General features: G+C 65.0%; 10 protein-coding genes. 4 read left to right on the forward strand and 6 right to left on the reverse strand.

All coding sequences use genetic code 11. The features are described 5' to 3' along the window. Positions 1 to 15 precede the first annotated feature (15 nt). From S58_RS10860 to ccoG, 3 genes are all read left to right on the forward strand, one after another. Positions 16 to 792, forward strand: coding sequence for a cyclase family protein (locus S58_RS10860; RefSeq protein WP_015665344.1), 777 nt, complete (start codon positions 16 to 18; stop codon positions 790 to 792). Positions 793 to 1,934: 1,142 nt separating this feature from the next. Continuing rightward, the gene (locus tag S58_RS10865) at positions 1,935 to 2,729 is read left to right on the forward strand and encodes a fumarylacetoacetate hydrolase family protein (RefSeq protein ID WP_015665345.1); all 795 of its coding nucleotides are present in this window, start codon (positions 1,935 to 1,937) and stop codon (positions 2,727 to 2,729) included. A gap of 562 nt (positions 2,730 to 3,291) precedes the next feature. Then, on the forward strand, positions 3,292 to 4,764 hold the full coding sequence (gene ccoG / locus S58_RS10875) for a cytochrome c oxidase accessory protein CcoG (RefSeq protein WP_015665347.1): 1,473 nt from the start codon (positions 3,292 to 3,294) through the stop codon (positions 4,762 to 4,764). 8 nt (positions 4,765 to 4,772) lie between these two features. On the opposite strand, the gene S58_RS10880 is transcribed toward ccoG, so the two are convergent. Continuing rightward, the gene (locus tag S58_RS10880; RefSeq protein ID WP_015665348.1) at positions 4,773 to 5,711 is read right to left on the reverse strand and encodes an acetamidase/formamidase family protein; all 939 of its coding nucleotides are present in this window, start codon (positions 5,709 to 5,711) and stop codon (positions 4,773 to 4,775) included. On the opposite strand from S58_RS10880, the gene S58_RS37465 reads away from it, so the two are divergent. Then, positions 5,710 to 6,393: a transposase gene (locus S58_RS37465; RefSeq protein ID WP_160167593.1), complete on the forward strand. Its 684-nt coding sequence runs from the start codon at positions 5,710 to 5,712 to the stop codon at positions 6,391 to 6,393. The genes S58_RS10880 and S58_RS37465 overlap by 2 nt on opposite strands. A gap of 65 nt (positions 6,394 to 6,458) precedes the next feature. Here S58_RS37465 and S58_RS10890 read toward each other — a convergent pair whose 3' ends face one another. From S58_RS10890 to S58_RS10910, 5 genes are all read right to left on the reverse strand, one after another. Next, entirely contained in the window at positions 6,459 to 8,807 is a 2,349-nt protein-coding gene (locus S58_RS10890) for a xanthine dehydrogenase family protein molybdopterin-binding subunit (protein WP_015665350.1), read from the reverse strand. A 2-nt stretch (positions 8,808 to 8,809) separates the two neighbouring features. Beyond that, positions 8,810 to 9,262: a (2Fe-2S)-binding protein gene (locus S58_RS10895; RefSeq protein ID WP_015665351.1), complete on the reverse strand. Its 453-nt coding sequence runs from the start codon at positions 9,260 to 9,262 to the stop codon at positions 8,810 to 8,812. 372 nt (positions 9,263 to 9,634) lie between these two features. Continuing rightward, positions 9,635 to 10,198: an S-(hydroxymethyl)glutathione synthase gene (gfa, locus tag S58_RS10900; protein WP_015665352.1), complete on the reverse strand. Its 564-nt coding sequence runs from the start codon at positions 10,196 to 10,198 to the stop codon at positions 9,635 to 9,637. Positions 10,199 to 10,231: 33 nt separating this feature from the next. Further along, positions 10,232 to 11,341 (reverse strand): S-(hydroxymethyl)glutathione dehydrogenase/class III alcohol dehydrogenase, encoded by a 1,110-nt coding sequence (locus S58_RS10905; RefSeq protein WP_015665353.1) that lies wholly within the window; start codon positions 11,339 to 11,341, stop codon positions 10,232 to 10,234. A 78-nt stretch (positions 11,342 to 11,419) separates the two neighbouring features. Then, complete coding sequence (locus S58_RS10910; RefSeq protein WP_015665354.1) at positions 11,420 to 11,899, reverse strand: c-type cytochrome, methanol metabolism-related; 480 nt, start codon at positions 11,897 to 11,899, stop codon at positions 11,420 to 11,422. Positions 11,900 to 11,963: the final 64 nt, after the last annotated feature.

Below are 11,963 nucleotides of genomic sequence, written 5' to 3' on the forward strand. Positions count from 1 at the left end.
GAGAGAGGACCGCCCATGGCCCGCAAGCTGATCGACATCTCCGTCCCCTTGCAGAACGACGTGCCCGCCGATCCGCCCGGCAACCATCCGACCATCACCTATATCGATCACCAGCAGGGGCTGCCGCGCATGCTGCAGTTCTTCGACGGGCTGAAGGCCGAGGATCTGCCGGACGGGCAGGGCTGGGCGGTCGAGCAGGTGAATCTCTCGACCCACAATGGCACGCATCTCGATGCGCCCTGGCACTTCCACCCCACCATGAACCGCGGCGAGCGCGCCTGGACCATCGACGAGGTGCCGCTGGAATGGTGCCTGCAGCCCGGCGTGAAGCTCGACTTCCGCCATTTTGCGGACGGCTATGTGGTGACGGCCAAGGATGTCGAGGACGAATTGAAGCGCATCGATCATACGCTGTCGCCGCTCGAGATCGTCGTCGTCAACACCGCGGCCGGTGCGCGCTTCGGGCAGGCCAACTACGTCAATTCCGGCTGCGGCATGGGTTACGAGGCGACGATGTATCTGCTCGAGCGTGGCGTGCGTCTCACCGGTACCGACGGCTGGAGCTGGGACGCGCCGTTCGTGTTCACCGCGCAGAAATACGCCGAGACCCACGACGCCGCCTTGATCTGGGAAGGCCACAAGGCCGGCCGCCACATCGGCTATTGCCATCTCGAGAAGCTGCACAATCTGGAGCAATTGCCGTCGACGGGGTTCACGGTGTCGTGCTTCCCTGTGAAGATCGAGCGTGCCTCGGCGGGCTGGACGCGAGCGGTGGCGATTGTGGACGGGTGAGGGGAGCTTTGAGTCTGCGTCCCGCAAGCCACTCTTTGACTTCATCACAGGTCGAGCGGCGATGGCGGTGTACCTCGCCCCGCTTGCGGGGAGAGGTCGGATTGCATCGAAGATGCAATCCGGGTGAGGGGGTACAGGTCTCTCCACGCACTCTCCCGGTGCGTTTGCCCCTACCAACACTTCCCGTGCGTCTGCCCCTCACCCCAACCCCCTCCCCGTGAAGAACGGGGAGAGGGAGCGCACCGTCGTTGCGGCGGGAGCTCGTCTCCAATTTCTAGAGATGTCTGAATCTCGTAGCCGTAAGAACGGGGAGAGGGAGCGCGCTGTTGTCGGCGCGACAGCCGGGACAAATTGTTCGCACTTGTTGTTGTGAGAAACCGTTCGTTCGCTGGCAAGCGGTTGCTGCCCGACGGGCGACTCGGCCTGTGCCCAATGAGCGAATCGCACCTCTTAATCGGCTGCTGAGGCTCGCTCGACAGATCCGATTGCCATGCGCCGAAAACGAAAATTCCGCAGCACCCTCAGCACGATCACCACTGTCCAGACCGTCGCCCGAAAATATTCTTATTTCGCTTTATTGGAATTCATGCTCTCCTCCCGCTATCCCGTCCCATGCAGAGGGGCGTACGCGTCGTCACGATACGTAGGGGCGGGGAGCGGTGGCCGCGAGCTTGTCAGGTGCTTTGCGCTGGACGATTGGCAGCTCGTGGACGTTCAAGCCGTGTGGTCCTGGCGCCCCGACGCTGGCGCTAAGTTGGCGTGACATGACGTGTCACACTGACGACGGGGGCAACCAAGCCGGTCCCCGAGGAGAGCACGGAGCAGACGTTAAGACTATCGCGCAGGGAGGGCCGGGTCGTCCGGCTGAACCTGTGGTTCCTGCCCCGTGCAATTTTTCCGCACGGGGGCCACGGGCCTCAGTCGAGGTCCGGCCTTCCCTGCGCCCTCGCGTCTTCTGCGAGGGTCTCGAGCATCCCCTCGGACGCGTGTTGCGCCGCGAGAGCGACGGCGCGTGAGCGCATGAGTGGCTGAGCGCATGGTGGCGCTGGCATACTGGATATGCTTATCAGTCAAGTGCGCCGAAACCGCGCAAAAGACAAACAAGCCGCCGGTCGCAACGGCCGATTCCAGGAGGAACCCAGATGGCAGACACCTCACGCCGCAATCTTCTCGCCGCCGGCAGCGCCGCCGCCGCCGCCGCGATCCTGACGGACGCGCGTCCGGCTGAAGCGCAAACCGGGCCGAAGCCGATCTTCGCCATTCCCGCGATCTCAATTCCGATCGTCGGCGAACCCGGCGTATTCCCGGTCCGCCGCATCTATTGCATCGGCCGCAACTATGCGGCGCATGCCATCGAGCGCGGCTCCGATCCGAACCGCGAGCCGCCGTTCTTCTTCCAGAAGCCGACCGACGCGATCCAGAACGTCGCCGTCGGCGAGGTCGTCGATCATCCCTATCCGTCGCTGACCAAGAACTATCACCACGAGGTCGAACTCGTCGCTGCGCTGAAATCCGGCGGCACCAACATCCCGGCCGAACAGGCGCTCGATCACGTCTATGGCTACGCGCTTGGCCTCGACATGACCCGGCGCGACCTGCAGAACGGCATGGCCGCCGAGAAGAAGCCGTGGGAGATCGGCAAGAGTTTTGATCATGCCGCCGTGCTCGGCCCGATCCATCCGGTGGCGAAGGTCGGCCATTTCACCAAGGGCGCGATCTCATTGGCCGTCAATGGGACGGTCCGGCAGAACTCCGATCTCACCAAGATGATCTGGAGCGTCGCCGAGCAGATCGCGAAGCTGTCGGAGGCGTTCGAACTGAAGGCTGGCGACATCATCTATTCCGGCACGCCGGAGAATGTCGGCCCGGTCGTCAAGGGCGACGTGCTCTTGTGCAAGCTGGAGGGCCTGCCGGACATGTCGATCAAGATCGTTTGAGGGCGAGGTCGGGTTGCGTCGTGGTCCCCCAGTGCAGCTTCTCTGCGATGCTCATCAGGACGAAGCTCATTGCGGCGGCGGCGCGCCCCCTCTCCCCGCACGCGGCGGGGCGATCGCATATAAAGGTGTGACGCTGCTGGGACGAGCAATCCTGCCAGTTAGTTACTCCGTCATGCCCGGGCCCATCCCGGGCATCCACGTCGTTCTCAGGAACGCCGACGACGTGGATGGCCGGGAGAAGCCCAGCCATGACGACCTGGAGAGATGCGCGCAAAACTCCGGTCGTCATATGCGATCGCCCTGCCGCGCGCGGGGGACGCGGCAGCGAGCGTTGCTGCACGCGATCCCCACAATTGCGGCAGGTGCAATCATCCCTCCGGATGGTGCACCTGCCGCCGCGGCACTCGCGGTGCCGCGCCTCTCATCGCGTGCCGACTGCCTTCCATCGTTGTTCCCGCGCAAACAGGTGCTGCCAGCCGTTCGCAAGTTTGTGGCCCGACAAAGAGCCGCCGCGCACCGCCCTCTATCGTCGCTTGCAGCAGGCAGGCGAACGAGGGCAGACGTGGCCATCACCATCGAGATCGATCACGCCAACACGCGGCGCATGGCGCAGGGGCCGGGTCGGAGCCGATCCCAGGCGCCTGCGCGCAGATCGCCGCAGACCGCGGGCGGCCCGGTGGTTCCGCAGGGCGTCAAGGGGCCGATCCGGCGGCTGAAATGGCTGATCCTGATCCTGACGCTCGCCGTCTACTACGTCACGCCGTTCGTGCGCTGGAACCGCGGGCCGAACGCACCGGGTCAGGCGGTGCTGCTCGACTTCGCCCACGGCAAGCTCTACCTCGGCCCGGCCGAGATCTGGCCGCAGGATCTCTATCTCATCACCGCGGCGATGCTGCTGGCGACGTTCATCCTCGTCCTGGTCAACGCGCTGGCCGGCCGCCTGTGGTGCGGCTTCGCCTGTCCGCAGACGGTGTGGACCGACCTGTTCCTGCTGGTGGAGCGGCTGGTCGAAGGCGACCGCCGGCAGCGGCTGAAGAATATCGGCGCGCCGCTGACCGCAAAGCGTATTGCGCAGATCGTCACCAAGCACGCGCTGTGGATGGCAATCGCGCTCGGCACCGGTGGCACCTTGATCTTCTACTTCACCGACGCGCCGGAACTGGTGCGCGATGTCCTGCATGGCGAGATGTCGGTGACGGCGCTGACCTGGACCTTGGTGTTCGCCGGCACGACCTACGGCCTCGCAGGCTTCGCGCGCGAGCAGGTCTGCACCTTCATGTGTCCCTGGCCGCGGCTGCAGGGCGCGATCTGGGATCCGGAAGCCTTCACCGTCAACTACCGCGATTATCGCGGCGAGGTCAGGATGTCGGCCAAGAAGGCCGTCGAGGCGCGCTCGCAGGGGCTGCCCGCCGGCGACTGCGTCGATTGCGGCGCCTGCGTTGCGGTCTGTCCGATCGGGATCGACATCCGCCAGGGGCCGAGCTTCGCCTGCATCAATTGCGGCCTGTGCGTCGACGCCTGCGACGGCGTGATGGCCAAGCTCGACCGGCCGCGCGGCCTGATCGACTACGAGAGCTGGCGCAATATCGAGCGTGGCCGTGTCGGCGAGCCGCGTGTCTCGCTGCTGGTCCGGCCGAAGACGATTGGGCTCGCGCTCGCCTGTGTCGCTCTGGCCGCTGTCATCGCGGTGTCGTTCGTCACCAAGACCACCGCCGTGCTGTCGGTGCAGCACGATCGCGATCCTCTGGCGGTGCGGCTATCCGACGGCGCGGTGCGCAACGCCTACACCGTCAAGCTGCTTAACAAGTCGTCGGCGATGCAGAGCTTCAGGCTCGGCATCAGCGGCGTCGATGCGGCGCTCGCCATCGTCGGCCATGCGACAGCGGATGCGATCGAGGTCGAGCCGGATGGCTCGGAGACGCTGCGCGTGACCCTGACCATGCCCGAGCCTGTGGATGGCGACGTCACCTTTCAGGCTGTCGATCCGAACGGGCAGGTGTTGCTGACCGCGCGCGACCGCTTCATCAACCGATAGAGGAGGGTCTACAGATACGCCTTCGGCAGCAGCATGTGGATGCCCTTGTTGCCGTCGACCAACTGGGTGACGCGCAGATTGCCGGCCAGCGAGCACAGCATGTAGGCCTGGTTGCGCGACAGGTTGGTGCGGGCGCAGACATGCTTGACCATCTCGCGTACCGCCTGCTTGGCGGCGTCGTCGAGATCCTCGTCGAGGCCGATCGACATCAGATGCGTGGCGTTCTCGGCGAACGGCCAAGTGATGTCCATGTCCTTGCGCACCGTCAGGCGGAAGGTGCCGGTGACGCCGGTCTCGAGCGCAGTGATGCAGACCTCGCCGTCGCCCTGCACGCCGTGGCCGTCGCCGGCGAAGAACAGCGCGCCCTCGTTGAAGACGGGCAGATAGAGCGTCGTACCCGGTCGCAGCTCCTTGTTGTCCATGTTGCCGCCAAAACTGCGCGGCACCGGCGAGCCGCACCGCCCCCACGCCGGCGGCGGCGCGGTCGCGACGATGCCGAAGAACGGATCGAGCGCGATCTCGGTGCCCCAGGGCATGATGCAGACCTGCCGGTCATGATCGACCTTGGGGTGGATGGTCTCGTACTCGGTGAACTCGTCGGGCAGGGTGCCGAGCAGCGGCAGGATCGAGACGAAGCCCCAGTCCTGGCTGACCTTGACGTCGAGGATGTCGACCTGGAGCGTATCGCCGGGCTGCGCGCCCCTCACGTAGACGGGACCGGTGATGAAATGCGGTCCAGGCCCCTGGATCATGGTGTCGAGTGCGGTGAGATAGGCGGGCGGAACGAGGCTCCGATCCTCCGGCAAGGTCTCCTTGCCGCCGGCCGGGAACGAATGCAGCGTCACCGTGTCGCCGGAGCCGACCTCGAGCACCGGCGGCGTGGTGCTGTCGAGATAGCCCCACACCATGCTCTCATGGGTCGCGGGAATTTCGTGGCGTTTGGACATGGGCTGGCTCCGGGGGACTCGGTCAGCACTGATTTCAAGGCAGGATATCGCAGCGGGCAATGCCAAAAACTGGTCAGCCTTGCTCACGGCACCGGCACGGCTGCGTCGTTCCGGCATCTCATGTCAATTTTGCCAATTGGCGAGCGTGAGCGATCTGGCCGCCACGATGCAGCGGCAGCTCGGCCGGCGACATCCGCAGCATGCGAATGGGCCGTGCCGTCGCGAGGCCGAGGCGTCGCGCCACTACCAAGCTCATGGCATTCATGCGAGAATAGCGTTGATGGCCGTGCCGGGATCCCTGATCATGCGTCGTTCCCTGCACACCGAGCACGAGATACTGGTTTTGCTTGGCGAGGCCGAGTCGGGTGTTCCGATTGCCGAAATTTGCAGCACCGCGGGCGTGTCGCTGCGCACCTTCTATCGCTGGCGCCGGCGCTATGGCGGCCTGAGCAGTCCTGCCCTGCGTCATCTGAAGGAGCTGGAGATCGGTCACCAGCGGCTGCGCGCGCTGGTGACCAAGCTCGTCGAAGGCCGGGCGAATGCCCCACCAGCCTCCGTGAAAGCCGCGCCGCAGCTGCTGCGCCAGGATTGCGGCAGCACGCCCCACGGCGGGGCCGGTGCGCCGGGGCAGGGACGTGGCGCCGTGATCGGCCGCTATGCTTCGGTGCGCTACGGCCGCTAACTCACCACTGTTCTGCTAGAGCGATCATCGGCCGGATCGCTCCGGCCGATGGCATGTTCATCGCCTCAGGTCGCGAGCTGATTGCCGATCGGCAGCGCGCGCAGGCGCTTGCCGGTGGCGGCAAAGATCGCGTTGGCGAGCGCCGGTGCGAACGGCGGCACGCCGGGCTCACCGACGCCGCTCGGTGGCGTATCGGCATCGGCGGGCACGATGTGCACGTTGGTGATCAGCGGCGCCTCGTCGATCCGGACCACCGGATGGTCGTCGAAGTTGCGCTGCTGCACCCGGCCGTTCTTGAAGCTGATCTCGCCATATTTGGCGAGGCTCAGTCCCATGATCGCAGCGCCCTCGAGCTGCGACTGGATGCGTTCGGGGTTGACGAACGTGCCGCAGTCGATCGCGCTGTCGACCTGGTGGACCGTGAGCTTGCCCTTGTCGTCGACCGAGACCTCCACGATCGTCGCGATGTAGCTGACGAAGCTGCGATGCGCGGCGATGCCGAGGCCGTGGCCCTTCGGGACCGAGCGGCCCCAATTGCCTTTCTCAGCCACGAACTCGACGACCCGGCGCAACCGCCCGGTGTCGATCGGGTAGCTCTCATAGGGCTCGCCATAGTTCCAGAGATCCTTCACCGAGGTGAGCTTGAGCACGCGCGGACTGCCGATCAGATCGAGCAGCGTGTCCTTCTGATCGCGCCCCGTGGCGTTCGCGATCTCGCCGACCATCGACTGCACGGCGAAGGCGCGTGGGATGTTCGAGACCGAGCGGAACCAGCCGATGCGCGTCATCGCCTTCACCGCTGGGTTTTCGCATTGGATGTTGGCGATCTCGAACGGCATGTCGACGAGACCCATGCCGAGCTCGAACGGCGCGGCGTGGTCGGCGCCGGCCGCGAAGGTCGACAGGATGGTCGGCGCGACGCTGCGGTGACGCCAAGCCACCACCTTGCCGCTCTTGTCGAGCCCGGCCTCGATGCGCTCCACCGACACCGTGTGCAGGAAATCGTGATGCAGGTCGTCATCCCGCGTCCACTGCACCTTCACCGGCGCACCCAGCGTCTTCGACAGCAGGGCAGCCTCGAGCGCGAAGTCGCACTTGGATTTGCGCCCGAACCCGCCGCCGAGCAGCGTGACATTGACGGTCACGTTCTCCGGCGGAATCTGCAGCGTCTTGGCGACGTCCTCGTGCGTGCCGCCGGGGCTCTGCACCGGCGCCCAGATCTCCGCCTTGTCACCCTTGACGTCGGCGACCGCGACTGGCGGCTCCATGCTGGCATGGGCGAAATGCGGCAGGTAGTACTCGCCGGTGATGACCTTGTCGGCCGACTTCAGCGCGGCCTCGACGTCACCTTCCTGGCGCACCACGAGGCCCGGCTGGCGCGCGGCAGCTTCGAGCTCGGCGCGATAGGCGACCGAGTCGTAGCTCCCATTGGCGCCGTCCTCCCACTCGACCTTGAGCACGTCGCGGCCCTTGATCGCAGCGCCGGTGTTGCGCGCGATCACAGCGACGCCGCCGAGCGGCTGGAACTTCGACGGCCAGGGCCAGCCCTTGACCTCGATCACCTGCTCGACGCCGGGCACCTTCAGCGCCTCCGCCGGGTCGAACGACTTGACCTTGCCGCCGGTCACCGGCGGCCGGGCGATGACCGCGTATTTCATGCCGGGCAGGCGGACATCGGCGCCGTAGCGCGCCTTGCCCACGGTAATGTCGTGCAGATCGACGATGCTGACCTGGCCCTTGCCGAGATAGCGGAAGTCCTTCGGCGACTTCAGCTGGATGGTGTCGACCGCAGGCACCGGCAGGCTGGCGGCATCGGCCGCGAGCTCGCCGAAGCCAAGGCGACGGCCGCTCGCGCTGTGAACGACCTCGTGGTTGACGGCCTTCACTTCGCCCGCTGGGACGCCGAGGCGTTTCGCCGCCGCGGCTTCGAGCATCGCGCGCGCCATGGCGCCGATCTGGCGCATCGGCAGCAGATAATGCCGCGTGCTGCGCGAGCCGTCGGTATCCTGGTTGCCGAACTTCACCTCGTCACCGGGCGCCTGCACGACGCGCACGCGCGACCAGTCGGCTTCCATTTCCTCCGCCACGATCAACGGCAGGCTGGTGCGAACGCCCGTTCCCATCTCGGAGCGGTGGGCGAGGATCGACACGATGCCGTCGGGCGCGATCGAAACGAAGACCTTGGGATCGACCACGGTGCCGTGCGGCATCTTGCCGGCGCCGGTCTCATAGGCGGCGAAGGCCGGGCGCGACAACAGTGGTGCGGCAAGCACGAAACCGCCGGCGAGGCCCAGCGTCTGCAGGATGGCGCGACGCGAGACGTTCTCGACCTTGAGATGCCGCTCGAAGCCGCGGCGCGAAGCAGACTTTGCGATAGCGGGATTGGCGATAGCGGGATTTGCGATGATGGTCATGATCACACCCCCGTCGAGGCGAGATGAACGGCATTCTCGATGCGCTGATAGCAGCCGCAGCGGCAGATGTTGCCGGCCATCGCGTCCCTGATCTGATCATGCGACGGCTTCGGATTCTGGTTGAGCAGCGCCGCCGCCTGCATGATCTGCCCGGCCTGGCAGAAGCCGCATTGCGGGACGTTGACCTGGCGCCACGCCTTCTGCACCGGATGGTCACCGGTCGGATGCAGGCCTTCGATCGTGGTGACCTCACGGCCCGCGACATCCGACACCGCGGTGATGCAGGCGCGCGCAGCCTCCTTGTCGACCAATACGGTGCAGGCACCGCACAGCGCCGCGCCGCAGCCATATTTCGAGCCGGTCAGGCCGAGCTCGTCGCGCAGATACCACAGCAGCGACAGGCTCGGATCGCCATCCCAGGCTTGTTCCTGTCCATTGATTTTCAGCTTGATCATCTTTGCCCTCGCTCCATCGGATCAATCGTCGTCATTTCTGATCTCTGGTGGACGCGCGCGGGACCACATGTCCCTGGTGCGCGCGCCGGCTCAATTGAGAGTTGTTGGAAAGCCGCTCATGATAGCAGACCGGGACGGGTGTCGGTCTACACAGGCGCGTGTGTTGCTAAAACTCGCGGCGACCGTGTGCGGGTGCAGTATTGCAGACCCGCGACGTCGTACAACGCAGCGCAAAAAGCTGGATGGGCAAAAGCAAGATGCGCAACAGAGGTGCTGCGAAAAGAAAGAATGCCTCGCCGGCACGAAGGCAGGCGAGGCACCAAGTCTTCAGGAAGGAACGCTTCAGTTGTTACGCTTGGTACGCTGCGGCCATCAGGCCGCCTTTGCTTTCGCCACGTGGGTGGCAATCGCATCCATGAGGGCCGGCGACAGGCAGTCATAGGGCTCCAGCCCCAGCTCCTTCAGCCGCGCCCGGATCTCGCCCATCTGCTCCGGCTTCACCCCCGACTCGATCACCGAAGACACGAAGGCTGCGAAGCCCGGCGCTGCCGAACCCTGTTCCTGGAACAGCTCGGGGTGAATGAAGTCGAGGCCGTAGAACGGGTGGCCCGTATTTTCGATGCGGCCATACATGTGCGTGCCGCAGCCGGTGCAGGCATAGCGTTGAATGACGGCGGCGGGATCGACGATCTTGAGCTTGTCGCCGTTCTCCAGCACCGTGACGTTCTGCCGCGGCACCACGGCGACGACCGAGAACGTCGCGCCGGAGGGTTTCCAACACTTGGTGCAGCCGCACGCGTGGTTGTGCGCGACGTCGCCGGTGATTCCGACCTTGACCGGCCGGTCATGGCATTTGCAGACCAGCGTGCCGCCGGCGAAATGGCCGCTTCCTTGTTTGACGCCGTTGTCAACGGACGGGTGGATGTGGACAGTCATGGCGCAATCCTCCTCAGTTTTGCGTGCTTGGGGTCAGAACACGACGACGGAACGGATCGATTTGCCCTCATGCATCAGGTCGAAGCCTTTGTTGATGTCTTCGAGCTTGAGCGTGTGGGTGATCATCGGGTCGATTTCGATTTTCCCGTTCATGTACCAGTCGACGATCTTGGGAACGTCGGTGCGCCCGCGCGCGCCGCCGAACGCAGTACCCTTCCAGACCCGCCCGGTGACGAGCTGGAATGGACGGGTCGCGATCTCCTTGCCGGCTTCGGCGACGCCGATGATGATCGATTCACCCCAGCCGCGGTGGCAGGCTTCCAGTGCCTGGCGCATCACGGTGGTGTTGCCGGTGCAGTCGAAGGTGTAGTCAGCGCCGCCATCGGTGAGCGCGACCAGATGCTGGACGATGTCGCCGGTCACTTTCTTCGGATTGACGAAGTGCGTCATGCCGAAGCGGCGGCCCCATTCTTCCTTGGAGTCGTTGAGGTCCACGCCGATGATCTTATCGGCGCCGGCCATCTTGGCGCCCTGAAGCACGTTGAGGCCGATGCCACCGAGGCCGAATACGATGACGTTCGAGCCGGGCGTGACCTTTGCGGTGTTGACGACGGCACCGACGCCGGTGGTGACGCCGCAGCCGATGTAGCAGCTCTTGTCGAAGGGCGCATCCTCGCGAATTTTCGCGACCGCGATCTCCGGCAGCACGGTGAAATTGGAGAAGGTCGAGCAGCCCATGTAGTGGTAGATGGCCTGGCCCTTGTAGCTGAAGCGCGAGGTGCCGTCGGGCATCAGTCCCTTGCCCTGCGTGGCGCGAATCGCGGTGCAGAGATTGGTCTTGCGGCTGAGGCAGCTCTTGCACTGCCTGCATTCCGGTGTGTACAGCGGAATGACGTGATCGCCGGGCTTGACCGAGGTCACGCCGGGGCCAATCTCACGGACGATGCCGGCGCCCTCATGGCCGAGAATCGAGGGGAAGATGCCTTCGCTGTCGAATCCGTCCAGCGTGTAGGCATCGGTGTGGCAGATGCCGGTCGCTTTGATCTCGACCAGCACTTCACCCGCCTTCGGGCCCTCGAGGTCAACCTCGACGATCTCCAGCGGTTTCTTGGCTTCGAAAGCGACCGCGGCGCGCGTCTTCATGTCTTCAACTCCTCTTTCAGTCTCTCAGGCCCGCGACGCTGTCCGGGGAAAGGGTCCAGTCGCGGTCCACGTCGTCAGCTACTTCTTGCCCATGCAGGCATTCTCTGCCTCGGTGTAGGCAGGCGGCTTGTCCTCGTGCTTGCCGGGACGGACACGTCCCACCGCATCGTTGCTGCGAGCACGCAGGTAGATGTAGAGATCGTCCATGTAGCAGGCGACGTTTGGATTATCGCCGAACGCCGGCATGACGTTCTCCTGGGCCGTGCTGATGTTCTTGCGACCGCTCGCGACCACGCCAAGAAAATCGCCGTAGCTCATGTTCTTGACGGAGTCCCTGAGTGCGGGGGCATAGGTCGAGCCCATGCCGTCGGGGCCGTGGCAGACGTGGCATTCGGAATGATAGCGGCGGTATCCGGAGTAGGTGTACCAGTCGACCGATCCATCGGCGCCCACCTTGTAGGTCGGATTGCCATCCTTGTCGAAGTACTTCCCGTCCTCGGATTTGACGGCCGCAGGATCTCCCGGACCTTCCGCCCAGGCGTTTTCGGCGACAGTCATTCCGCCGGTTGCCAGGCTCACAGCCGCGGCGACCGCAAAACATATTCTACGCAAGGGCGTTTTC

It is taken from the genome of Bradyrhizobium oligotrophicum S58 (assembly GCF_000344805.1).
GTDB lineage: Bacteria > Pseudomonadota > Alphaproteobacteria > Rhizobiales > Xanthobacteraceae > Bradyrhizobium > Bradyrhizobium oligotrophicum.

Bases quoted from the DNA above. Each gene is read 5' to 3' on its own strand.
- S58_RS10860 (WP_015665344.1), top strand. From the start codon at position 16: ATGGCCCGCAAGCTGATCGACATCTCCGTCCCCTTGCAGAACGACGTG.
- S58_RS10865 (WP_015665345.1), top strand. From the start codon at position 1,935: ATGGCAGACACCTCACGCCGCAATCTTCTCGCCGCCGGCAGCGCCGCC.
- S58_RS10890 (WP_015665350.1), bottom strand. From the start codon at position 8,807: ATGACCATCATCGCAAATCCCGCTATCGCCAATCCCGCTATCGCAAAG.
- S58_RS10880 (WP_015665348.1), bottom strand. From the start codon at position 5,711: ATGTCCAAACGCCACGAAATTCCCGCGACCCATGAGAGCATGGTGTGG.
- gfa (WP_015665352.1), bottom strand. From the start codon at position 10,198: ATGACTGTCCACATCCACCCGTCCGTTGACAACGGCGTCAAACAAGGA.
- S58_RS37465 (WP_160167593.1), top strand. From the start codon at position 5,710: ATGGGCTGGCTCCGGGGGACTCGGTCAGCACTGATTTCAAGGCAGGAT.
- S58_RS10910 (WP_015665354.1), bottom strand. From the start codon at position 11,899: ATGACTGTCGCCGAAAACGCCTGGGCGGAAGGTCCGGGAGATCCTGCG.
- S58_RS10895 (WP_015665351.1), bottom strand. From the start codon at position 9,262: ATGATCAAGCTGAAAATCAATGGACAGGAACAAGCCTGGGATGGCGAT.
- S58_RS10905 (WP_015665353.1), bottom strand. From the start codon at position 11,341: ATGAAGACGCGCGCCGCGGTCGCTTTCGAAGCCAAGAAACCGCTGGAG.